The following is a 23,171-nucleotide window of genomic DNA, read 5'->3' on the forward strand; positions in this document are numbered from 1 at the left end:
TCAACCATCCTCCGGCTTGTCATCGGACAAAATCCGCCACGCAGCGCCATCCAGATCCTCATACTGACCGGAGCGCAGCGACCAGAGGAAAGCCCCCAGCCCCAGCGCGCCCAGAAACAGTGCCACCGGAATGAGGTAGATCAGCATGTTCATGCGGTTCGAGCCTCCGGAGCCATGTCGAGATCGGCGCTTTCTGCCCTGATCACTTCCTTTTCGCCTGCGCGCATATGGTTGAGACGCAACGCATTGGCGACGACGATCAGCGACGAGGTGGACATGGCGACGGCCGCGATCAGAGGTGTTGCGTAACCGGCGAGCGCGATCGGCACGGCGATGACGTTGTAACCGATGGCGAGACCAAAATTCTGGCGGATCAGACTGCCGGCGCGCCGCGACATGTCGTGGGCAAAGGGCACGGCGGAGAGGCTTTCATGCATGAAAACGAAATCCGCAGCCTGCCGGCCGATATCGGCGGCCGTTGCCGGCGCCATGGAGACGTGGGCGGCCCGCAGTGCCGGTGCGTCGTTGATACCGTCACCGACCATCATCACCTTGCAGCCATCTGCGGCAAAGGCGGTCACTGCATCGGTCTTGTCGCGCGGCGACAGATCGGCCTGCCATGTATCCAGCGACAGACGCCGTGCCATACGCTCGACCACGGCAGCCCGGTCTCCCGACAGAATGGCGGTGGACAAGTGTCTTGAATGCAGATCGCGTATCGCAGCCTCAGAACCTGCACGCAACCTGTCCTCGAAACGGAAGGTTGCCAGTTCGGCGCCATCGACCGACAAGACGACTTCCGACGAGGCCGCTCCACCAATATGATCCGAGCCACAGGCGAAACGCCGGCTGCCAAGGCGATAGCAGCGGCCATCGACAAAACCCTGCAATCCTTCACCCGGTCGTTCCTCGACGTTTTCGAACGACGGCACCACGCCGGTGTGTCGAGTGTAAAGCGTCTGCGATAACGGGTGGCGCGAATGCGCGGCGAGCCCCGCCGCAAGTGTCATATTCTGCGCATTGACCTCACCGGCATTGAGCAGGCGCGGACGCCCGACGGTCAGCGTGCCTGTCTTGTCGAAAACCACCATATCGACATTGGCAAGTCGTTCCATGGCGGAACCATCCTTGACCATGATGCCGTTCTTGAACAGACGTCCAGCGGCAACGACTTGCACTACAGGGACCGCAAGGCCGAGGGCGCAGGGGCAGGTGATGATCAACACGGCGATGGCGATCAGCATCGCATGTTTCCAGTCGCCGCCGAAAATGCCCCAGGCCAGAAAGGCGGTAATGGCCAGCAGATGGACAGCCGGCGAATAAACCTGTGCAACGCGGTCCGCCAGTCGGCGATAACCGGCGCGACTGCCTTCTGCGGCTTCCATCAGCGTCATGATTTCCGACAGGAAGGAATCCCGCGCCGCCGCCGTCGCCCTCAACACCAACGAACCGGTGAGGCTGAGCATGCCGGCCTGCACGGCATCACCGGTCGATACCGGATGCGGCGCGCTTTCGCCGTTGACGATCGACACATCGAGATCGCTCGCCCCGCTTTCGACAACGCCATCCACCGGGATACGGTCACCGGCGGCAATGGCGATCCGGTCTCCCGGACGAATGTCGGAAACCGGGCGGTATTCGCGGCTATCATCGGCGCCAAGCACCATGGCGCCACGAGGCGACAGGCGCGCCAGACCGCTGATCGAGGCACGCGCACGTTCACGCATTAGATGGTCGAGCGTGCGACCGATCAGCAGGAAAAACAGCAGCGACACGGTCGCATCGAACCAGGCATGCTGGCCGTGGTTCATGGTTTCCCACAGGGACACGACATAGGAGAGCGTGATGGCGAGCGCGATCGGCACATCCATATTGGTGCGACCACGGCGCACCGCATTCCAGGCCGACTGATAATAGAACCGGCCACCATAGATCAGCGCCGGTGCGGCGATCATCGCCGAGATCCAGTGGAACATGTCGCGCGTCGAGGCATCGGCGCCGGACCAGACGGAAACCGACAGCAGCATGATATTGGCAGCGGCAAAACCGCAGACCGCCACGCCACGCAGCAATTTGGCTTTCATCGCATCCGATGCTTCCTCAGCATCGTTGAAGAGATGGGCCGAATACCCTGTCGAGGTGACGATGGTGCGGACGATCTCAACCGGATCCGTCACCTCGCCGTTTACCACATCGCGCCAGACCACAGACACACGCTTGGTCGACAGGTTGACGCGCGCCCGTTCGACGGAGGGAAGATCATGCAGGGCCTTTTCGATCGTAGCGATACAGGCGCCGCAATAGACCTCCGGCACGCCAAGATCGGTCTGCTTGCGACCGTCACCGAGATCGCGGGCAGATAACATCAGTTCCTCAGCAGACGGCAACGCACCCAGAAGTTCGAGCGCACCTTCCGTTCCTGGGGCGCAGCAACTCATGACCGTTCTCCATGAACCGCAATACGGCGTGTCTGATGCAGGATCGGCTTGCCATCGCGAGTGGCGATCGCTTCCACAATCCAGTGCCCCGCGCGGACTTCATGTTGTGTCGAAAAGATCCCGGGACCCTGCGGCGCAAGCGTCAGCGAAAAATCCTGGCGGTCACCGACCGGGCGGCGAAAAGCCAGCACCAATTCATCCGCGCTGACCGCGCCATCCGGACCGGTCACCTCATAACGAACAGCCGTACCCTCGACAGTCAGGTTTCCCGTCACGCCGGTTGCGGCCAGCGCTCTTTCGGCCGCGACCTTGGAGTTGAACTGCTGGCTGGCGACGTAGGTGTTTTTCACGACCAGCCCGCTCCAGCTGCTCACCGCCTGATAGGCCATGAAAAAATTGACCGAGATGACGACGCCGAAAAACGACAGCATGATCGCCAGCATGTGCCAGCCGGTAAGGGTAAAGGGCTTGTTTGCGGCGCGGATCATTTCTTTCCTCCCGGCAGATTGAATGTGGCTTTGTAGGTATCGCTTTCGTGGCTCGAGCGATCTTCGGCGACGAAGCGAAGTTCCGGTACCTGCTGCTGTTTTGCATCCCGGCTGGGCGGCAACGTCACAAACACGCGCAAGGCCATGGCCTTGTCCGGCTCAGCCGGTATGGCAACGATCTGGCCGGGCACATCGGTCACGCCGACGACACGCATTGTCGCCTGCGGCAGGCCATCCAGCGACAGCATGATGGTGCGCGGTTCCGGCACCATGTTGAGAAGCCGGACAGTGTAGCCGTTGCGGATCGAGCCGTCCGATTCCAGAACGAATTGCGGATTGCGGTCATGCACGACATTGAGCTGCAGCCGGTCACGCGCCAGAAGTGCGTAAACAAGCCCGAGGCCGATCAGCGACCAGATGCCGAAATAGACGAGCGTACGGGGGCGGAAAATCACCTGCCAGCGAAACTCACGAATACGGTCGACGAACGAGCCGTCGGCATTGCGAACGCGCGCAGGCTCGATAACCGTCCGTCCGCCATTGGTCGCCACAGCCATGTTGCTATCGTACTCGTCGAGCGTGGCATAGGCGATCAGCCCGCGCGGCTTGCCGAGCTTGTCCATGACATTGTCGCACGCATCGATACAGAGCGCGCAGGTGATGCAGGCCATCTGCTGGCCATCCCTGATGTCGATACCCATGGGACAGACGGCGACGCAGGCATCGCAATCGACACAATCGCCGACCGGCTGGGCGGCAGCGGCCGCCTTCTTGGCGTGGCGGCTGCGTGGTTCGCCACGCCAGTCGTTATAGGTGACGACCAGCGAATGTTCGTCCAGCATGGCGCCCTGGATGCGCGGCCAGGGACACATGTAGATACAGACCTGCTCGCGCATAAGCCCGCCGAGAATGTAGGTCGTTGCCGTCAGGATAGCGACGGTCCAATAAGCGACCATGGCCGCCTGCCCGGTGACGAAATCGAAAGCCAAGCCGGGCGCATCGGCAAAATAGAAAATCCAGGCGCCGCCGGTGAGAACTGCGATGAGGAGCCAGGTCGCATGTTTGCTGACGCGCTTGGAAAGCTTGGCAAAGGTCCAAGGGCTGGCATTGAGCTTGATCTGGGCGTTGCGATCTCCATCAATGAAACGTTCGACGGCCAGGAAGAGATCAACCCAGACCGTCTGGGGACAGGCATATCCACACCAGGCGCGCCCGACCGCCGAGGTGAGCAGGAAGAGACCAAGGCCGGCCATCAGCAGCAGGCCGGCCACGAAGAAGAATTCCTGCGGCCAGATTTCGATGAAGAAGAAATAGAAACGCCGGGCCGACAGATCGATCAGAACGGCCTGATCCGGCGCATGCGGGCCACGATCCCAGCGGATCCAGGGCGTCAGGTAATAAATCGCCAGAGCCAAGACCATGAACAGCCATTTGAAGCGGCGGAACCGCCCCTTGACGCTTTTCGGGAAGATTTTCTGGCGCTTTTCGTAGAGTGGCTCGGAGGGAGGAACCGAACCGGCACCACCTCCTGCACCGTTTCCGGATCTTCTCGCTCCGCCAGCGGGCTGGAGGTTGTCGGCCGTATAGAGATTCATGGAAGTTTCCACTTCTTGGTCAGGCTCTTTTTCCCACCCGGCGGCTCGGCAAACCTTGACCTAGGTCAAGTTTCAGGTGCGACAGAATTGACAAAAGAAAGGCCGTACCTCTTGCGAAGCCCGGCCCTGAGGATCGAGGAGATAGAATATCGGTATCGGCGCAGGCCTATTCGCCACCGCCCAGCGAGTGGATGTAAACGGTCAGCTGTTTGACTGTTTCTCCGCTCAGACGAGCCTGCCAGGCAGGCATGACGCCATGTTTCGGGGCACGCACCTGCTCGGCGATTTCCGCCTCGCCATTGACCTTGAGCCAGATCGCATCGGCGAGATTGGGCGCGCCAAGCTCGCGATTGCCCTTGGCATCCTCACCATGACAGGACGAGCAGTTGTCGAGAAAGATCTGCTTGCCCGGTTCGACCATGGCGGCATCCCGCGGCGTGCCGGTCAGGCTGACGACATAGGCCGCGACCTGACGGATTTCGTCCGGCTGCAACATCTCCCCAAAGGCCGGCATGTCGGCAATCCGGGTGTCCGGATCGACGGCATCACGGATGCCGTGCGCGATCGTCTGCTGGATGGTGTCGAGATCGCCACCCCATAGCCAGTCATTATCGTTGAGGTTCGGATAACCGATGCTGCCTTCGGCGCCGGAGCCATGGCAGTTGGAGCAGTTGACCTTGAAGGCGGATGCACCGCCGGCAATTGCAAACTGGTTCATCTGCGGATCGGCGACGATTTCCTGTAGCGAGGATTGCGAAATCTTAGCAAGGATATCGCCCTGAGCGATCTTGGCGGAGGTACTGTCAGCGGCGTATTCAGCGCGGCTGGAATACCCCAGAATGCCCGGTGTGGCTTCCGTCAGCATCGGCCAGGCCGGATAAAGAACGGTATATCCAAGCGCCCAGACGATACAGGCATAAAAGGTCCAAAGCCACCAACGCGGCAGCGGATTGTTCAGTTCGCGGATGCCGTCCCACTCATGGCCGGTGGTCTCGACGCCGCTGATTTCATCGACATGTTTTTCGGACATGGGTTAGTCCTCATCCTTCAGAGGGATATGCGCAGCCCTGTCCGCCGATGCCTTGCCGCCCGGACGCAGGGTGAAGAAGATGACGCCGACGAAGAACAGGGCCATTGCGAGCAAGCCCCAGCTATCGGCGAAGTGACGCATCATTGTGTAGGTTTCCATGAAAGCCCCTCCTCAGCGATAACCGGTGGCGTCGTCATAGGTCGAGAAATCGACCAGCGTGCCGAGCACCTGCAGGTAAGCGACAAGAGCGTCCATCTCGGTCAAGCGCGCCGGATCACCATCGAAATTGCCAACCTTGGCCTTGGGATAGCGCTCCAGGAGACCGGACGTATCCGCATCCGGATTGGCCTGCGCCTCGAGGTCCGCCTTGGCGTTTGCCAGCATGTCGTCCGTGTAGGGAACGCCGACATGTTTGTTGGCCGTCAGCTCCATGGTGGCGCTGGTGACCTTGAGCGTGGTTTCCTTGAGGAAGGAATAGCTCGGCATGATCGATTCCGGCACGACCGAGCGCGGATCACTGAGGTGCTGCACGTGCCATTCGTTGGAATAACGATCGCCGACACGGGCGAGATCCGGCCCGGTACGCTTGGAGCCCCACTGGAAGGGATGGTCGTACATGGATTCGGCCGCAAGGCTGTAATGACCATAACGCTCGACCTCGTCGCGGAACGGACGGATCATCTGGCTATGGCAGGCGTAACAGCCTTCGCGGATGTAGATGTTGCGACCGGCCAGTTCGAGCGGTGAATAGGGACGCATCCCCTCCACCTTCTCGATAGTATTTTCCAGGTAGAAGAGCGGCGCGATTTCCACGATGCCGCCGATCGACACGACGAGCAGCGAGCCGACCAGAAGCAGGGTCGCATTACGCTCGATGAACTGATGTTTATCCATCAAAGACATGAGTTTCGTCCTTATTCGGCGGGCTGCAGGTTGACTGTCACCTGACCGGGAAGCCGTTCTTCGCGTTCATGGCCGAGAATGGTCATGGTGACGTTGAAGGCCATGATGATGCCGCCGGCGAGATACATGACGCCGCCGAGCGCACGCAGCAGGTAATAGGGGAAGAGCGCCGAGACGGTTTCCGCGAACGAGTAAACCAAGAAACCCTGGTCATCATATTCGCGCCACATCAGGCCCTGCTGGATGCCGGCAACCCACATGACCGCCGCGTAGACAACGATGCCGAGCGTGGCGAGCCAGAAATGCCAGTTGACCATGGCAAGGCTGTAAAGCCGCTTGCGACCCCAGAGCTTCGGAACGAGGAAATAGACGGCACCGAAGGTGATCATGCCGACCCAACCGAGTGCGCCGGAGTGAACGTGACCGATGGTCCAGTCGGTATAGTGGCTGAGCGAGTTGACGGCTTTCACCGACATCATCGGACCTTCGAAAGTCGACATGCCGTAGAAGGCGATGGCCATGACCATCATGCGCATGATCGGATCGGTGCGGATCTTGTCCCAGGCGCCCGAGAGCGTCATCAGGCCATTGATCATGCCACCCCAGGACGGCATCCACAGCATGATGGAGAAGACCATGCCGAGCGTCTGCGCCCAGTCCGGCAGGGCCGTATAGTGCAGGTGGTGGGGACCTGCCCAGATATACATGAAGATCAGGGCCCAGAAGTGGATGATCGACAGGCGATAGGAATAGACCGGGCGTTCGGCCTGCTTGGGCACGAAGTAGTACATCATGCCGAGGAAGCCGGCCGTCAGGAAGAAGCCGACGGCATTATGGCCATACCACCATTGCGTCAGCGCATCCTGAACACCGGCGAAAGCCGAATAGCTCTTGATGCCGAGGAAGGAGACCGGCATCGCCAGATTGTTGACGATGTGCAGCATGGCGATGGTGACGATGAAGGCGAGATAGAACCAGTTGGCCACATAGATGTGGGGTTCCTTGCGCTTCAGGATCGTACCGAGGAAAACCACCAGATAGGCGACCCAGACGATGGTGAGCCAGATATCGACATACCATTCCGGCTCGGCATATTCCTTACCCTGGGTGATGCCCAACAGATAACCGGTTGCCGCCATGACGATGAAGAGCTGGTAACCCCAGAACACGAACCAGGCGAGATCACCGCCGAACAGGCGCGCGCGCGACGTGCGCTGGACGACGTAGAAGGAGGTCGCGATAAGTGCGTTACCGCCAAACGCGAAGACGACCGCCGATGTGTGCAGCGGCCGGACACGTCCAAAGGTCAGGAACGGTTCCAGGTTCAACGCCGGGAAGGCAAGTTGCAGCGCCACGAAAACGCCGACTAGAAAACCGACCACGCCCCAGAAGACGGTCGCGATCGTTCCGTAGCGGATGACCTCGTCGAAATAGCCGGACTGATCATCCCGGCTGCTTGCCCGGCCCGCACCGGAAAAATCAACACGGCGCACAACGACGACCGTGCTGATGGCAAGACAGAAAAAGAGCACCCACATATGGGCGGCAAAAAGATCATCATGGGCGAAACCGGCCCCCAGAAGCGCGAGAAACGCTCCGGCAACCAGCCCACCAATGGTAATGGTATTGTTCATCGCGAACATCCCCCTGAAGCATATGACGGACGGCCGAATCCGATGTTCGACCGCCGCTCTCAGGCAGAAATGTCATTTGATGTGTTTGGCGGCCTTGATTCAGATCAAGGTTGGATGCGCAGTTTAGAGAGGCTCTATTTTCGCTGAAGCGACAGGCGGCCGTCCGCATCTACATGCGTGGTGAGATCGCGGTAATCAGCAATCGTCAGATGGCTGGTTTCAAGCGGATGCGTGTGCGTGTGTGTGATGACGGCCACATCCGCACCGGCCGCTTCACCGGCCTTGACGCCGGCCATGACATCTTCGAACACAAGTGCCTGCGACGTGCTGATGCCGACCCGTTCGGCGCCAAGAATATAGCATTGCGGATTGGGCTTGCCGACCTTCACATCCTCCGCAGTCACGATGAAACGCGGCTCTGCAATGCCGGCTGCGGCAAGCCGGCGCTTGGCCAACGTGATCGGTGAGGAGGTGACGATCGCCCATTTTTCCGGCGGGATGGACGCCAGGAATTCGATGGCGCCGGGGATCGGAACAACGCCTTCAACGTCGTCGATCTCACCCTGCAGGATGAGCGCCGCCTCCGCAGCCGGATCGACACCCGGCAGGTTCAGTTCGGTGATGGTATCGATGCCGCGCTTGCCGTGCATGGTCGGCAGGAATTTTTCGACATCCAGTCCGTGACTTGCCGCCCAGCGCCCCCAGACCCGCTCGGCGGAAGCAAGTGAATTCAGAATGGTGCCGTCCATATCGAACAGGAAGGCGCCATAAGTTTTTTGCGGCAGGGGTTGGGACATGCGGAAATACCTCGGCGATACCATGTTGCGCTTCGTCGTGTCTCTGATTAGCGGCGTGGCAACCAAGATGCAAACGCCGGGGGCGTTACTTATCCGCGCAGTCTACGGCGGTCATCGGTGACAACCCCCCTCGTATCTGCCTGGACGATACCGATTTAGCAAGCGGTGTTTTTTTGACGTTTTCGGTTTAGAACGCCAGGGATGCGTCTTGCTTGGCTGGATTGAGGGTTGAGGCTCGAGATATTTTTCGAGAGATTTCGGGAGATTTTATTTTTTGGTTGCGGGGGCAGGATTTGAACCTGCGGCCTTCAGGTTATGAGCCTGACGAGGGCTGCACAGTATTGCGCAGGAACCAGTCGTCGTCCGTATCCGTCGATTGAGCTATACCGCCGCGATAAAGGTAGTATTCGAACGGTCCGGCAGCGACGGGGCCATTCAGACTGAACGCGCTTGCTGTCGTCGTCGCCGCGTTGATCGCATCGATGACGCGGATACCATCGCCGCTCGTCAGGGCGCCTTGTCCGTCGACGTTTGTGATCGAGATCCCGGTCGATCCACTGGCCTGACCTGAATCGATGATCAGTTGATCCGAGGGGGAGTTGTCCGTGCCCAGATACGTGTGCAGCCAGAGCGACCCGCCTTGTCCGACATAATTCCCTTTGACGCGAAATGTGTCATGTAACGTCGAACCATCGCCGGGAATATCATTTGTCAGATCGATGATACCGGCATTTTGCAGTGTGACCGATTGCACTGTATCAAACGGAACGATGCCGAAGCCATAGGAATTTCCAGCATTGATCCTGCTGGTAGAGTCGATCGAAATCGTGCCTGTCCCGGTCGCGGCATCTCCCAGTGTCAGCACGCCCGTTGTGTAGATGAAGGTCATCTGAGACCCGTCGAGAAGATTGATCTCTTCCCAATTGACAAAATTGGTCGGGTGATCGCCCCCACCGGACCCGCTATCGTTCGAGCTGCGGTGCCAGTTGAGTATATCGTTTCCGGAGCCGCCATCGACGATTTTTCCGGCAGTCAGATTGGACTGCGTCAGAAAATCGAGATTGGCAGTGTCGTTGCCTTCCCCCATTTGTACGGTGGCTGCGATATTTCCGACGACCCAGGTGAAGCGGTCATCACCGGCGCCCATGTCAACGGATGTCTGCACAGTTCCGGCAAGGAGCCCAAGCACATCATCACCACCGCCAAGGCTGATGGCCCCGGCAAAAAAGCCGTTGTTGATGACTGTATCGTCGGAACTGCCGGTGCCGTTCACGCCATTCTGGACCGTTCCATCTCCATAATTGATGATGAAATTGGTGCCGGCGCCACCAAGGGTGATATTGCCATCGATCAGGCCGTGATTGTTGAGGGTAAAGCGGTCATTGCTCGTGGCAATGAGACCATTGGTCAAGGTGCCATAGTTGTTCAGAACGCTTGTGCCTGGTCCCGTGACCGACACGTCGCTGGTGAAACTTGTTGTCCCATCAGCGTTGATCGTGACGGACTGCCCCAAAAAGCTCGGTCCCGGCCCCGATCCGGAGCAGTCGAACTGACCGGACCCCGGTGCGCTTTCGACGCAATCAGAATAGGCTGGACGGACGCTCAAACAGCCCAACAATGCGATTGAGGCGGCGGATGACAGGAGCAGCGACAGTCTGGGCTGGCACCACGTTTGCTGGAAATGCTGGCCGATGACAAAAGCCAAATTCCGCATTGTTGCGTGAGAGGGAGCTCGTCGCAAACGAGCGACGCTGACTGAAGAGCTAGCTCTGGGACGTGTCGGTTTCAAATGGCGTGGCCCCCGAAGTCTTGTTGGTTCGCAACATGATCGTCGATTATCGCCGCAGCCTGCTCAAATGCCTCGAGAAGCGGAAGTACGTTACTGTAAATGCCGATGTTGCACCTTGTTCAGGCGACAGGGCGTCAATGGCCGAGCGGGTTAGCCTGCGGATCCGTATCAAGGGTCTGCTTCACATCCTCCGGATCAGTAACGGCAGTTTTTTTCGCAATCTGTAAAGGCGCTGCCACGGCTCCGCCTGCAACCTTGCCAACGGTTTGCACTGTCCCTCCGACAACTGCCGCAACACCGTCTCCGAGCGTGATATTGTTGTCAGTGAGTGTCTGGCCGTTTATCAGTCGTGTGCCGATGAGCTTGACGATTTCGGGGCTTTCGGCAAACTTTCCATGGTTGAGGCGATCGTTCGTATTTACCTTCGTGAGGTCGATGGCGGTGATCCCGGCCTCCTCGAGGCGGGACCGATACGGTTCGCTTGTCGGGTCTATGCCGCCAAGGCGTGCGACCCGGCCTGTGATCAGGCTTGAGACGGCAAGCGCCCTGTCATCCTGGGAAACAAAGATTGTAAATTTCGGCGCGGGCTTTCCCATTTCAGCAAACTGCTTGGCGAACACCTGAATATCGATATCCGGCGAAGCGAGGATGACGTTTTTTACCTTGCTGGTGACGTGGCCGTTGCGGATTCCCATTTGCCGCAACGCTTCCATTGCAAGCCAGGTGCCCATTGAATGGGCAAGAACGGTTATTTCCCTGACATCCTTGTCATCCGCCAGCACGCGCAGTGTCTGCTCCAGCGAGGTGCGTGAATAGTTGGTGCTTTCCTTGTCGTATTCGTAGGCAGTCAACTGGGCACGCGAAGGCCAGGTAAATAGCACCGGCGTTGCGCGCATTCCGCTGTCGTGCACGATCTGGGCAAGGCGAAAGACTGAATCTTCGTAAGTGTTGTTGAAGCCATGAACGAAAACCAGCGCGTGGCCGGCCACCACGTGTCGACGGAACCATGCCCGCCCGTCCGCAATTGTTTGCACCTGCTGGACCCGCGTGACGGCAAAATCCGTTCTTGGATCCGGCGGCAAGCGTTTGGGCCACTGCACCGTTCCGGGCTCGCGTTTTGCTGGAATGGAAACAGAAATATCCGTGATGAACGGTTTGGGACTGCGTTCGCCGGAAAACAAGGTTGCGGGGCTTCCGGATGGCTGACGCGTTGTTGCAACCAGCATGTCGACATGACTGGTCTTCGCTGTTGATGAAGCAACCGCAACCGGGGTCATGACGCCGGTCGGATGACCGCAGGATGAAAGCAGAACACTTACGGACAAAAGGATGGCTTTGATCTTCATGTCGGCTCCATCAATCCTCGGGCCGGACGCGAACCGGACATGACGCGCCTCCGAACATCCCCGAACATCATCGTGATGTGAACAGACCAAGATTGAAAAGCTGCACGCGCCGGTTGTTTGCGGCATCAGCCCTGGAAGCTTCGATGGGAAAGCTCTCGCCCACACCGACGGCAAAAATCCTTTCGGGAGCAATGGCAAAAGTGGTCGCCAGAATTTCCTGAATTGCGGCCGCCCGCCGCTGGCTGAGATCGAGATTGTGCTCCGCGCTGCCTGTCGCGCTGGTATGGCCAACGATCAGGAATTTGTAGTCCCAGAGATTGGGATGATGAAGCGCGTCGGCGATCAGGCCAAGCGTGCGATAGGAGCCCGGTTCGATCATCACGGAATTGTTCTTGAAGTCGATTTCGACAACCATCTGAGGAAGTTTTGTGACCTTGCTCCAGTTCGGCAGAGACGCCATGGTTCCGCCGGCCATCGCCTCCTGTCGCAAGAGTTCGACATCAACGATGGGGGTGGCGCTGGTCAGCTTGCCGAGGCTGGTGACGATGCGTTGCTCCGAGACGGCTTGGGCCGCGGCAAGGCTTGCCGAAAGCCCAACGCCCAAACCAGCCAGCAGCGAGAGGCGGATAATTTTTCTCATAACCTTACCTCCAGCCGGCATCGATGATGGTCTGATTGCATTCTTTCCCAACCCGGCTATGGGCCTTGTTGAGGCATGCCAGAATGTATCCGTCTCCCTTCACGCCCTTGCAGCGCCGCGCCATATCGCCTCGACACACCTTTTCATACGCGCCTTGTGCCTGCTCGCGCTTCTCGACCGAAGTGAACACGGTCGTCAGCGATCCCGAACACGTCGGCGATATCCGCGCACTGTTCTTTTGCAGGCATTCGGCGATCCTGCCGCTGCCAAGATTGATACCGTCACAGTGTTTCTTGACATCGGAGCCGCAGTCTTGCGCCAGTTTTGTCATCGCCTCGCCATAGCTGAGGGTCTGTGCCTGAACGGCTGTCATGCCGGCGAATTGTAGCAACATGCCGACCACGGCGACATTCACCACTTTCATCGTGCGCCCCATGTTAAATTGCCTCATGCGTGCGTGCCGCGACGTTTTAATCATCGGTCACACTCCATCGATCATCCGGATTGAACTGGCTGATATTAGGCGCGATCTTGTCCGTTTCGTCGCCGAGATCGGCCTGGTAGACGATGCCGTTGCGATTGACGACAAAGGTTTTCACGCCGGTCTCGCCGTATTTCACCGGCCAGGCCACCAGCCCATAACCGGCAATCATGTTTCCGTTGATCACATAGTCATAGGCGCCACCGGCGATATTGCTGCCCTGGCGGGAGAGAACCTTGTAGCGGTAACCGAAATAGCCCTTCTCTTCCTTCGAATTGAATTGGACGAAATTGATAAAGGAGGAAGCAGGGCTGAATCCCAACCCTTGCCCCTCCGGCCAATACAGGCCATCGGCACGGCCGGCGCTACTCACGAGTTTTTGGGCGTATTCCAGCACACCGTCGCCATCGCGATCTTCGCTGGCATATTCCTCCTGCGCATCGATGTAACCGAGGACGGTTTCGATCGTCTCGATTTCGTTTTCGCCAACCCTGCGATTGACGATCTCCTCGACGCCGGTAACGGGGTCGAAGGCAAACTTTCCATTCTCCATTTTTTCGATGGGAAATGGGAAAGGCCACATGATGTCGCCGATATCGATGATGCTCTGGTCCTTGTTCGTCTCAAGGCCGATGCGTCGGGACACACCTTCCTTGACCAGCGCGACCACATCATTGATGCCTTCGGTCGATTTGAGACGGTCGGCGTTCAGTCCGATGATCGCGGCAAGCTTGTCGAGATCAGAAGCCGCAGCAGCCTCCTTGAAGGCAGACATGGCTTCATCTGCCGATGAAAACTCCTGCGAAGGCGCTTCGGAGATAAGTCCATCAAGGTTTGGTCCCTCTGCGGAATTCACTGTCACCGGCAGCATCAAGAGGCCGGCAGCAACCGTCATTGGGACGGAAGATTTTCTACCTACACGCATGACAAGATCCTTCTCTCTACCTATCTGCGACGCCCGCCATGGGGCATGCGGGCATGTCCGCCACCACCGCCCCGATGGGCCGCCATATGGGCGCCGCCGCGTGGACCGGCATGGTGACCGCCTCCCATCGACAGCCCACCTCGTTGAGAATGCATTCTGGCTTGACTGCGCGGCCTGACTTCCCCGAGCCCTGATGGTCGGCTTGGACGATGATCTCTCTTTGCCGCCATGGAGTGGCGAGCGCTGCCCCGCTGGGCCTGAGGGCGCGGATTGATCTGGGCGCGATGCGCCTCTGGCGAACGACTGGCATGATCGCGCACGCCTCCGGCCTGCTGGCGCACCTTGTTGGCCCGTACGTCCTTGATGGTCGAAGGAGAAATTTTTGCACGTTCGATATTGGCGGCGTGGGATCTTACGGATTTTGCCTTGGCACGGACTTCATTGTTGCCGCCGGCTTCAAGCCTGTTGCGGAAATTATTGCCGTCGATCTTTGAAAACTGATTGTGGTCGAACTTGATCTTGCTTCGGTCAATGTTCTTCCAGTCGGCATTGTTGAAATCGATCTTTCCATTGCGGTTGTTCATGCAATGATCGCAGTCGATATCGATATCGTTTCCATCGAACCGGCCACCCCAGACACCCCAGTCGTTCCAGTCGACAACGGCTCCGAACACGGCGCCGGTCACAAAGCCGGCAAAATAGGTCGCGGTCGGATAGACATAATTCGGATAGGGCTCGGGATAATAACCGATCGGTGCCGGGGCGTAGCTCTCGTCATAGAGCATCCGCGGCTCATATTGCGGAACATAGATCTTTTCGGGGTTCGCCGACTGGATGACCACATTGTCGTTCTGCTGAACGACACTGATCTTGTCATCATCCTTGATAAGCCCGTTGGCCACGGCCTTGTCGCGTAATGTCTGGATCGCGATCAGCATATCCTTCTGCTGATTGGCGACCACATCACCCAATTGCTGGGTCCATTCGAGATCGTCGCTCATCATCTTGACGACATCCGGATAGTTCAGCAGAGAAACGATGCTTCCATCCCAATCCTCTTTCGGCTTCAGTGAGGGGGTCGACTTGACCTGGTCGAGAAACCGCGCCGCTTCGACGATCTGCAGCGGAAAGAGCGATGCGGATGTCGTCAGAGCCACCAACGCATCCGGATACAAAGCTATGCGAGCGACAAGCACCTGCATTTGCTTGTCATCGAGTAGACCGGAAGAAGCTTCTTGCGCGGACTCAACGGGCGTTGCTGGCCTCGGGGAAGGCTGTTGCGCCCTCAGCCCTTGATCGCTGACAATGATCGATGCCGCTGCAGCCAAGGAGACTGCGAACTTCCATCGAAGCCCGCGGGAGGATTTATAAAGCATCGACACAACTCCTGTCTGACTGCGCAACCGACGGCAGCTTCAACGCAGCAGCATGGAGCTGGTGCTCACCGAAAGTCGGCATCCTGAATTCTCTTGAGCCTTCGGACAGCGCACCAAAAAAGTGGGAGGCGTGGAAGTACGTTACTGTAAATGACGATATTGCCTGCACAGGCCGGTGCTCAACGCCGTGATCCCGCAGCACTCGCCTGTAAGATGTACATCGAAGTATTTTCGCTGCTTCCAGCATCTTCGGCTGAGCCATCGGTGACATTCAACGGCCGTCTCACCGGCGACTTGACGAGACGCCTTGCTCATATGTCAAAAGCTCGCTTAGCGCCGAATACACAAGATAATTCGGCAGTTTTACTCTCAACGAACGCAGCGCTTTAGGCGCCTTTGGTCCACAGCGGACTCCATCGTTACATCAGGATTAACTGTAACGTACTTCTGCATTGACAGGTTAGCTGGCACTAAATTTCCGTCACTCTCAATGAGAGTTGCTGCTCGCTCTCATGAAATTCTGCCATCTGTAATCTGAGAACCACGGAGGCTTGACCGATGAGACTTTCTGGCAAACTTGCTGCGTTAGCAGTGCTGCTCCTCAGCAGCTCCAGCTTTGCACAACAGTCCCGAACCCCGCCCCCTAATAAGCCGAATATCCTTGTTATCTTTGGCGACGACATCGGCCAAGCCAACGTTTCGGCTTACACGATGGGGGTGATGGGCTATCGAACACCAAATATTGACCGCATCGCTAAAGAAGGCGCGATTTTCACCGACTATTATGCCGAGCAGAGTTGCACGGCAGGGCGGTCAACCTTCATCACGGGCCAAGCAACGTTGCGGACCGGTCTCTCCAAGGTTGGTTTACCTGGCGCCCCTATCGGCCTCCAGAGCAGCGATGCCACGATTGCGTCGGCGCTCAAGCAGGGAGGCTATGCCACCGGTCAGTTTGGCAAAAACCATCTTGGTGATCGTGACGAGTTTCTTCCGACAAACCACGGCTTCGACGAGTTCTTCGGCAATCTCTACCACCTAAACGCCGAGGAAGAGCCGGAAGACCGCAATTACCCGCAGGACCCAAGCTTCCGGAAGCAATACGGCCCTAGAGGCGTCATCAAGGCCTCTGCAGATGGTAGGATCGAGGACACCGGGGCGCTCACCCGCAAGCGCATGGAGACTATCGACAACGAGACGTCTGCCGCTGCTATCGATTTCATGAAGCGCCAACATGATCAAGGCAAGCCTTTCTTCACTTGGTTCAACACTACGCGCATGCATGCACGCACCCATGTCAGCGACGCCCACCGCAGTCCGCCGGGTCTAACCGCTCCAACCGAATATGCAGACGGGATGGTGGAGCACGACGGGATTGTCGGCGACGTGCTGAATTCGCTCGATGAGATGGGCATCGCAGACAATACGATCGTCGTCTATACGACCGACAACGGCCCACACGAGAATACGTGGCCGGACGCCGCGAATTCTCCGTATCGGAACGAGAAGACCTCCAATTGGGAAGGCGCATTTCGAGTTCCGGCGATGGTTCGTTGGCCTGGGCATATACAGCCAGCGACCCAATTGAATGGGATCGTGTCTGGCCTCGATTGGTTTCCAACGCTGCTTGCCGCGACGGGGGACATCGACATCAAAGATCGCCTGCTGAAGGGTACCTCACTCGGCGGCAAGAACTATAAAAACCACCTCGACGGCTTTAACCAGCTCGACTATCTGACTGGAAAAGCTCCGACCAGTGCCCGTCGGCAGTTCTTTTACTTCAATGACGACGGTGATCTTGTCAGCCTACGCTACGAAAACTGGAAGCTCGTTTTCGAGGAACAGCGGGTAAATGGCACAATGGCAATTTGGGCTGAGCCGTTTACCAAGCTACGCCTCCCGAAGATGTTCGATCTGCGTGCTGACCCTTACGAAAAGGCGGATATCACGTCGAACACATACTGGGATTGGCTCTTTCAGCATGCCTATCTCGTAGTTCCAGCCCAAGCGGAAGTGGCAAAATTCTTTGCTACCTTCAAGGACTACCCACCCGCGCAACGTCCTGCGAGCTTCTCTATAGATCAAATTCAGGAAAGGCTGAACGCGTCGTTCAATACAATGGGTGGCGGACGGTAAATAGGCATCAACAATGGGCCCGGACGTTTCGTCCGGGCGGAATTTTCGCTTCATGTGAAGCATGAATAGGACCCATCGGGATCCGACGCTCTTGTTTCGATTGCTGTTACCATACGACCGACTGCGCGAAGACTGCTGATGGCCCATTCCCGCCATTTCCCGCTTAGTAGTGGTGCTTGAAACGAGCCAAAACTTTGGCCAAGCTGCGACCAATAACAGCGTGTGGGCGTTTCTTGGGAACGTTCAAGGACTGCCGATCAGCCCAGGGAGGCGCAAGCTTCTGGATCAACCAGATCCAAGAACCACTGAGGAAGTCGTTTGACGCAATAGCCCAATTTCGGCGGGCAAGACCGGCTCACGGCACCCGTGAGCCAGCGCCTTCCCGTCTACCTTCGGGAACTCCAATGGAAAACCAATCGTATATCCAAATGGACGTGCGAGACAGCGGCAGCAAACGCAGCCGTTCGTCAGTCGATCTCGTCGTAGACGCTTTCATCTTGGCCGCTTCAAGCGTTCCCATGACAAAGACTGTTTGCAAAGAAGGCCCTCTCCTTTTCAATTTCGCCAATGACGCGTCTCGCTACGATCACGATGAGATCACGCAGGTTTTGAAGAAACAAGACAAAGGCGGCCGGCAGACCCGCCGTTACGACGAGCATCTGTTTCGGCAATTGCTGGACAGCGTGGTTGGCAAACCGCACGCCATTACCGCTTGCTTGATTGATACCCACCCTTCTTCGGGAAAACCGTCACAAAAGCTTCTGCAATGGAGGGAGTTCGTCGATCCCGCCCGCGACGGCGCTGTACTGCCAATCGTCAGGATCAGAGCGAGCATGTGCGCGGCATACCGTGGAGGCGTCGTCAAACTTGAAAACGCACTCACCGACAACGGCTACCTACCATTCCTCATCAAAAATGAGGGAAACACGGACCTGAATGAGAAATTGCGTGCCAAGATTGGCGCTGCATTCGAGCTTATAGGCGCTTATCAAAAGAATGCGCGTCGTGTCGGCAGTGCTTTTACAGTCCCACAATGGCCCGCGATAGTTCTGATGAGTTAAAATAGGAAACCATCGAGCACAGGTATCCCGGGCCTAATCAGGTTCCGATCCGCATTCCATCGCGGAGAAGAAGCCGTCAGCCAGGCCCGCGAAACGTCAGTTTACAGTAACATACTTTCGTTGAGCCGAAACTCCTGTCCTTGTAGGGGACGACATGAGCGAACAACCAATCAATGTTCCTCCCGAGAAGGGCCCGCCAGGCGTTGCACCACGCAGACCGCTTGCGTTGCGCCTCGCCCATGGCGGGCCCTTTTTTCACATTCAACGAAAGCTTGGACTTGTTCATGAAACGGATTTGCGGGCGTGGCCACGAGCCGCCCTTTATGTAAGCCTGGCGTGGGCTGTGCCGCTATTTCTGACGCTTCCGATTCTATCCGGATCTTCAAGCGCAATGTCGGATTACCTTTCTGATCCTGCTCCCCTCAGCCGATTTCTGATCGGTGTCGGCTGCTTCATCCTCGCGGAGAAAAGGATCGAGGCTACTGTGGACGAAAAATTGAGCCAATTCGATCACACCGCGCTCGTCGCCACAGGTTCACAAGCCCTGCAGGGCAAGGCGGCTTCCTTGGCGGAAAGAAGAAAAAACGCAGGTTTTGCAGAGGTCATTTGCCTTCTCCTCGCGGTCGCGGCCAGCGCTTTTGCCTTCGATAGCCATCGAGATGGGTCCGTCTTGACGTGGGCAGCAACGCAGGAGGTCGACGAAACCGTCATTACGCTTGCTGGCTGGTGGTGTTTATTCGTTAGTATCCCACTCTTCTTCTTTCTATTCCTGCGTTGCCTGTGGCGTCATGTCGTCCTGGTCGGTTTTCTACATCGTCTTGCCTGCTTTAATTTGCGCCTGGTAGCAACGCATCCCGATGGCAAAGCTGGTCTGTCATTTTTTGGAAACTATCCAAATGCTTACTGGCCGTTCGTCTTCGGAGCCAGTTGTGCGATCGCGGCAGCTCTTTGGAAGCACGCAGGTCAGTCCGCACTCTCCGCAACCACCTTCGCCACGGTCATGGGGGCATGGCTGCTCATCGTGCTCGTGTTTTTCGCGGCAGGTCTGTTGGCGTTTTCCCAACCTATCCGCGCCGTCAAGGAGGCGTCTCTCCAGAAAATCTCGGCTCAAGCCACCATCTTCCAGCGATCGTCGGAACGGCACGCTTTAGGAGAAAATGTCGCTGCGAATGACCCGAGCGAAAAAGAGGATTTGGCAGGCCCCGACATGACGAAGCAATATGAACAGGTAGGCAAGGTTTCAAGCTTGCTGGTTGACAGAAGCATGCTCCTGCCCTTGGCTGCGGCCGCGCTTCTGCCCTTTTCTGTTGCTGGAGCCACCCACATTCCGGCAAAGGAGGTCTTGTCTGTTTTCAAGAAACTCCTTCTTTTGTGAGGAGTGAGGCCGATATGAAAAGTCGCTGCAAGATGTCGATCGAACACGTTTCCCAACAGCAATAACGTTGAGCCGCCCTAAGAGCCGCCAGAGAATTTAAAGCGAAAATTGACAGGCTGAAAACACAGTTCGATCCGACCCAAACCGCGATCGCCATTTTCAAGCTAATCTTGCTAGCGCGAAACTATGCCGACGAACAGTCCAAGCGTCGTTTGATGCCGACATTGGAGGCTTATAACGTCACTTTAGAACGTCCAGGATGCGTCTTGCTTGGCTGGATTGAGGGTTGAGGCTCGAGATATTTTTCGAGAGATTTCGGGAGATTTTATTTTTTGNGACGAGCACAAACCTTTTGGTTTGTGCGAGACGCCAACGCGAAGGCGTTGGCGCACTGTGCCGGAGCAAAACCCTTTGGGTTTTGTCTCCTGTAAGGGGCGCACCGGCTAGAGCCTGTGAACCATCCTTATTCATTTTGTTCTACAAACGACGAAGGGCCGCTTTCGGCGACCCTTGGGTATTGGCCAGGGGCCGTTTGTTTTCGTGCTGAGAAGATTTGTTTTTCCACTATCGCGACAAATCCTTTGGATTTGCGCTTATGGCATTGCCTTTAAAAGACCTGGCAGCGACCTACTCTCCCGCGTCTTAAGACGGAGTACCATTGGCGCTGGGGCGTTTCACGGCCGTGTTCGGAATGGGAACGGGTGCGGCCGCCCCGCCATGACCACCAGGTCATTTAAGGGCAATGTGAAGAGAAGCTGGTTCACTCTGCGAGTGATTTTGAACACGTCTTATGCGTCATGCCTTTTGGGCGATGAGCATTGATCAATGAGAACAATTAAGCCAATCGGGCTATTAGTAAGGCTAAGCTTCATGCATTGCTGCACTTCCACACGCCTCCTATCAACGTGGTCGTCTTCCACGGCCCTGATAGGGAATACTCGTTTTCAGGTTGGTTTCCCGCTTAGATGCCTTCAGCGGTTATCCATTCCATATATAGCTACCCTGCTATGCCGTTGGCACGACAACAGGTCCACCAGAGATATGTCCATCCCGGTCCTCTCGTACTAGGGACAGATCCTGTCAATATTCCTACACCCACGGCAGATAGGGACCGAACTGTCTCACGACGTTCTGAACCCAGCTCACGTACCGCTTTAATTGGCGAACAGCCAAACCCTTGGGACCTGCTCCAGCCCCAGGATGCGATGAGCCGACATCGAGGTGCCAAACAACCCCGTCGATATGGACTCTTGGGGGTCATCAGCCTGTTATCCCCGGCGTACCTTTTATCCGTTGAGCGATGGCCCTTCCACGCGGGACCACCGGATCACTATGACCGACTTTCGTCTCTGCTCGACTTGTCAGTCTCGCAGTCAGGCGGGCTTATGCCATTGCACTCGACGACCGATTTCCGACCGGTCTGAGCCCACCATCGCGCGCCTCCGTTACTCTTTCGGAGGCGACCGCCCCAGTCAAACTACCCACCATACACTGTCCCGGATCCGGATAACGGACCGCGGTTAGACATCCATGACGATAAGGGTGGTATTTCAAGGATGGCTCCACAGAAACTGGCGTCCCTGCTTCAAAGCCTACCACCTATCCTACACATGCCGACACGAATGCCAGTGTAAAGCTATAGTAAAGGTGCACGGGGTCTTTCCGTCTAACCGCAGGAACCCCGCATCTTCACGGGGAATTCAATTTCACTGAGTCTATGCTGGAGACAGCGGGGAAGTCGTTACGCCATTCGTGCAGGTCGGAACTTACCCGACAAGGAATTTCGCTACCTTAGGACCGTTATAGTTACGGCCGCCGTTTACTGGGGCTTCAATTCAAAGCTTGCACCTCTCCTTTTAACCTTCCAGCACCGGGCAGGCGTCAGACCCTATACGTCGTCTTTCGACTTCGCAGAGCCCTGTGTTTTTGATAAACAGTCGCTACCCCCTGGTCTGTGCCACCCTCTTCCACTTGCGTAAAAGAGGGTCACGCTTCTTCCGAAGTTACGCGTGCAATTTGCCGAGTTCCTTCAGCATAGTTCTCTCAAGCGCCTTGGTATACTCTACCTGACCACCTGTGTCGGTTTCGGGTACGGTCTATAATGGTGGAGCTATTTCCTGGAACCGCCCCGCCGCACTTCCAATCCAATAAGAAAGTACGACTTACGCGATCCGTCACTACCACCAGGCCCACGAATATTAACGTGGTTTCCATCACCTACGCATTTCTGCCTCGGCTTAGGGGCCGGCTAACCCTGCTCAGATTAACTTTAAGCAGGAACCCTTGGTCTTTCGGCGAGGGGGTCTCTCACCCCCTTTATCGTTACTCATGTCAACATTCGCACTTCCGATATCTCCAGGGGTCCTCACGGATCCCCCTTCACAGACTTACGGAACGCTCCGCTACCACGTACACTTACGTGCACATCCTCAGCTTCGGTGCATGGCTTTAGCCCCGTTACATTTTCGGCGCAAAGACCCTTATTTAGACCAGTGAGCTGTTACGCTTTCTTTAAATGATGGCTGCTTCTAAGCCAACATCCTGGTTGTTTTGGGATCCTCACATCCTTTCCCACTTAGCCATGACTTGGGGACCTTAGCTGGAGGTCAGGGTTGTTGCCCTTTTCACGACGGACGTTAGCACCCGCCGTGTGTCTGCCGACTAGTACTCCTCGGTATTCGGAGTTTGGTTAGGATCAGTAAGACGGTGAGTCCCCATAGCCCATCCAGTGCTCTACCCCCGAGGGTATTCGGTCGACGCTCTACCTAAATAGATTTCGCGGAGAACCAGCTATCTCCGAGTTTGATTGGCCTTTCACCCCTAGCCACAAGTCATCCCAATCTATTGCAACAGATGCGGGTTCGGCCCTCCAGTTGGTGTTACCCAACCTTCAGCCTGCTCATGGCTAGATCACTCGGTTTCGGGTCTAATGCAACTAACTAAATCGCCCTGTTCAGACTCGCTTTCGCTGCGCCTACACCTACCGGCTTAAGCTTGCTAGTTACACTAAGTCGTTGACCCATTATACAAAAGGTACGCCGTCAGGCTTGCGCCCTCCGACTGCTTGTAGGCATCCGGTTTCAGGTTCTATTTCACTCCCCTTGTCGGGGTGCTTTTCACCTTTCCCTCACGGTACTTGTTCGCTATCGGTCATGCACGA

General features: G+C 57.0%; 18 protein-coding genes and 2 rRNA genes (1 of these 20 cut by a window edge). 3 read left to right on the forward strand and 17 right to left on the reverse strand.

Annotation, left to right across the window (positions count from 1 at the left end):
* The 15 genes from ccoS to GAO09_RS02915 all read right to left on the reverse strand — a co-directional run bounded on the left by ccoS (window position 1) and on the right by GAO09_RS02915 (window position 15,442).
* A complete protein-coding gene (gene ccoS / locus GAO09_RS02845) occupies window positions 1–153 on the reverse strand; it encodes a cbb3-type cytochrome oxidase assembly protein CcoS (protein WP_153352516.1) in 153 nt (50 codons plus the stop codon).
* On the reverse strand, window positions 150–2,438 hold the full coding sequence (locus GAO09_RS02850) for a cation-translocating P-type ATPase (protein WP_153352517.1): 2,289 nt from the start codon (window positions 2,436–2,438) through the stop codon (window positions 150–152). The genes ccoS and GAO09_RS02850 overlap by 4 nt, the downstream gene beginning before the upstream one ends.
* Window positions 2,435–2,926 carry a FixH family protein gene (locus GAO09_RS02855; protein WP_153352518.1) on the reverse strand — a complete coding sequence of 164 codons (492 nt, stop codon included), beginning with the start codon at window positions 2,924–2,926 and terminating at the stop codon, window positions 2,435–2,437. The genes GAO09_RS02850 and GAO09_RS02855 overlap by 4 nt, the downstream gene beginning before the upstream one ends.
* Complete coding sequence (gene ccoG / locus GAO09_RS02860; RefSeq protein ID WP_153352519.1) at window positions 2,923–4,521, reverse strand: cytochrome c oxidase accessory protein CcoG; 1,599 nt, start codon at window positions 4,519–4,521, stop codon at window positions 2,923–2,925. The genes GAO09_RS02855 and ccoG overlap by 4 nt, the downstream gene beginning before the upstream one ends.
* A gap of 166 nt (window positions 4,522–4,687) precedes the next feature.
* A complete protein-coding gene (ccoP, locus tag GAO09_RS02865; RefSeq protein ID WP_153352520.1) occupies window positions 4,688–5,551 on the reverse strand; it encodes a cytochrome-c oxidase, cbb3-type subunit III in 864 nt (287 codons plus the stop codon).
* 3 nt (window positions 5,552–5,554) lie between these two features.
* Complete coding sequence (locus GAO09_RS02870) at window positions 5,555–5,710, reverse strand: cbb3-type cytochrome c oxidase subunit 3 (protein WP_153352521.1); 156 nt, start codon at window positions 5,708–5,710, stop codon at window positions 5,555–5,557.
* Window positions 5,711–5,722: 12 nt separating this feature from the next.
* Window positions 5,723–6,454 carry a cytochrome-c oxidase, cbb3-type subunit II gene (gene ccoO / locus GAO09_RS02875; protein ID WP_153352522.1) on the reverse strand — a complete coding sequence of 244 codons (732 nt, stop codon included), beginning with the start codon at window positions 6,452–6,454 and terminating at the stop codon, window positions 5,723–5,725.
* Window positions 6,455–6,465: 11 nt separating this feature from the next.
* Window positions 6,466–8,088, reverse strand: a complete 1,623-nt coding sequence (ccoN, locus tag GAO09_RS02880; protein WP_153352523.1) for a cytochrome-c oxidase, cbb3-type subunit I — start codon at window positions 8,086–8,088, stop codon at window positions 6,466–6,468.
* A 134-nt stretch (window positions 8,089–8,222) separates the two neighbouring features.
* Window positions 8,223–8,885, reverse strand: a complete 663-nt coding sequence (locus GAO09_RS02885) for an HAD-IA family hydrolase (protein ID WP_235937885.1) — start codon at window positions 8,883–8,885, stop codon at window positions 8,223–8,225.
* Between the two features lie 313 nt (window positions 8,886–9,198).
* Complete coding sequence (locus tag GAO09_RS02890; RefSeq protein ID WP_153352525.1) at window positions 9,199–10,398, reverse strand: hypothetical protein; 1,200 nt, start codon at window positions 10,396–10,398, stop codon at window positions 9,199–9,201.
* A gap of 410 nt (window positions 10,399–10,808) precedes the next feature.
* Window positions 10,809–12,020, reverse strand: coding sequence for an alpha/beta hydrolase (locus tag GAO09_RS02895; RefSeq protein ID WP_153352526.1), 1,212 nt, complete (start codon window positions 12,018–12,020; stop codon window positions 10,809–10,811).
* Between the two features lie 67 nt (window positions 12,021–12,087).
* Window positions 12,088–12,660 carry an OmpA family protein gene (locus GAO09_RS02900; protein ID WP_153352527.1) on the reverse strand — a complete coding sequence of 191 codons (573 nt, stop codon included), beginning with the start codon at window positions 12,658–12,660 and terminating at the stop codon, window positions 12,088–12,090.
* Window positions 12,661–12,664: 4 nt separating this feature from the next.
* Window positions 12,665–13,096 (reverse strand): cysteine rich repeat-containing protein, encoded by a 432-nt coding sequence (locus tag GAO09_RS02905; protein ID WP_153352713.1) that lies wholly within the window; start codon window positions 13,094–13,096, stop codon window positions 12,665–12,667.
* A gap of 34 nt (window positions 13,097–13,130) precedes the next feature.
* On the reverse strand, window positions 13,131–14,066 hold the full coding sequence (locus tag GAO09_RS02910; protein ID WP_153352528.1) for a DUF2950 family protein: 936 nt from the start codon (window positions 14,064–14,066) through the stop codon (window positions 13,131–13,133).
* A 20-nt stretch (window positions 14,067–14,086) separates the two neighbouring features.
* On the reverse strand, window positions 14,087–15,442 hold the full coding sequence (locus GAO09_RS02915) for a DUF3300 domain-containing protein (RefSeq protein ID WP_153352529.1): 1,356 nt from the start codon (window positions 15,440–15,442) through the stop codon (window positions 14,087–14,089).
* Between the two features lie 558 nt (window positions 15,443–16,000).
* Between GAO09_RS02915 and GAO09_RS02920 the strand changes: the two genes are divergently transcribed.
* From GAO09_RS02920 to GAO09_RS02930, 3 genes are all read left to right on the forward strand, one after another.
* Window positions 16,001–17,575, forward strand: coding sequence for an arylsulfatase (locus GAO09_RS02920; protein ID WP_153352530.1), 1,575 nt, complete (start codon window positions 16,001–16,003; stop codon window positions 17,573–17,575).
* A gap of 404 nt (window positions 17,576–17,979) precedes the next feature.
* A complete protein-coding gene (locus GAO09_RS02925) occupies window positions 17,980–18,636 on the forward strand; it encodes a phosphoketolase family protein (protein ID WP_153352531.1) in 657 nt (218 codons plus the stop codon).
* Window positions 18,637–18,790: 154 nt separating this feature from the next.
* Complete coding sequence (locus GAO09_RS02930) at window positions 18,791–20,011, forward strand: hypothetical protein (protein ID WP_153352532.1); 1,221 nt, start codon at window positions 18,791–18,793, stop codon at window positions 20,009–20,011.
* Window positions 20,012–20,625: 614 nt separating this feature from the next.
* Here the strand turns inward: GAO09_RS02930 and rrf are convergent.
* Window positions 20,626–20,740 (reverse strand): 5S ribosomal RNA (rrf, locus tag GAO09_RS02935).
* Window positions 20,741–20,842: 102 nt separating this feature from the next.
* Window positions 20,843–23,171, reverse strand: a 23S ribosomal RNA gene (locus GAO09_RS02940); it runs 473 nt beyond the window's last position.

This window comes from Endobacterium cereale (assembly GCF_009617585.1).
GTDB classification, from domain to species: Bacteria; Pseudomonadota; Alphaproteobacteria; order Rhizobiales; family Rhizobiaceae; genus Neorhizobium; species Neorhizobium cereale.

Excerpts from the sequence above, each read along its gene's own strand:
- GAO09_RS02855 (WP_153352518.1), bottom strand. The coding sequence starts at position 2,926 with ATGATCCGCGCCGCAAACAAGCCCTTTACCCTTACCGGCTGGCACATG.
- GAO09_RS02910 (WP_153352528.1), bottom strand. The coding sequence starts at position 14,066 with ATGCGTGTAGGTAGAAAATCTTCCGTCCCAATGACGGTTGCTGCCGGC.
- GAO09_RS02905 (WP_153352713.1), bottom strand. The coding sequence starts at position 13,096 with ATGGGGCGCACGATGAAAGTGGTGAATGTCGCCGTGGTCGGCATGTTG.
- ccoG (WP_153352519.1), bottom strand. The coding sequence starts at position 4,521 with ATGAATCTCTATACGGCCGACAACCTCCAGCCCGCTGGCGGAGCGAGA.
- ccoP (WP_153352520.1), bottom strand. The coding sequence starts at position 5,551 with ATGTCCGAAAAACATGTCGATGAAATCAGCGGCGTCGAGACCACCGGC.
- GAO09_RS02920 (WP_153352530.1), top strand. The coding sequence starts at position 16,001 with ATGAGACTTTCTGGCAAACTTGCTGCGTTAGCAGTGCTGCTCCTCAGC.
- GAO09_RS02930 (WP_153352532.1), top strand. The coding sequence starts at position 18,791 with ATGAGCGAACAACCAATCAATGTTCCTCCCGAGAAGGGCCCGCCAGGC.
- GAO09_RS02900 (WP_153352527.1), bottom strand. The coding sequence starts at position 12,660 with ATGAGAAAAATTATCCGCCTCTCGCTGCTGGCTGGTTTGGGCGTTGGG.
- GAO09_RS02850 (WP_153352517.1), bottom strand. The coding sequence starts at position 2,438 with ATGAGTTGCTGCGCCCCAGGAACGGAAGGTGCGCTCGAACTTCTGGGT.
- ccoN (WP_153352523.1), bottom strand. The coding sequence starts at position 8,088 with ATGAACAATACCATTACCATTGGTGGGCTGGTTGCCGGAGCGTTTCTC.
- GAO09_RS02870 (WP_153352521.1), bottom strand. The coding sequence starts at position 5,710 with ATGGAAACCTACACAATGATGCGTCACTTCGCCGATAGCTGGGGCTTG.
- GAO09_RS02925 (WP_153352531.1), top strand. The coding sequence starts at position 17,980 with ATGGAAAACCAATCGTATATCCAAATGGACGTGCGAGACAGCGGCAGC.
- GAO09_RS02885 (WP_235937885.1), bottom strand. The coding sequence starts at position 8,885 with ATGTCCCAACCCCTGCCGCAAAAAACTTATGGCGCCTTCCTGTTCGAT.
- ccoO (WP_153352522.1), bottom strand. The coding sequence starts at position 6,454 with ATGTCTTTGATGGATAAACATCAGTTCATCGAGCGTAATGCGACCCTG.
- ccoS (WP_153352516.1), bottom strand. The coding sequence starts at position 153 with ATGAACATGCTGATCTACCTCATTCCGGTGGCACTGTTTCTGGGCGCG.
- GAO09_RS02915 (WP_153352529.1), bottom strand. The coding sequence starts at position 15,442 with ATGCTTTATAAATCCTCCCGCGGGCTTCGATGGAAGTTCGCAGTCTCC.
- GAO09_RS02895 (WP_153352526.1), bottom strand. The coding sequence starts at position 12,020 with ATGAAGATCAAAGCCATCCTTTTGTCCGTAAGTGTTCTGCTTTCATCC.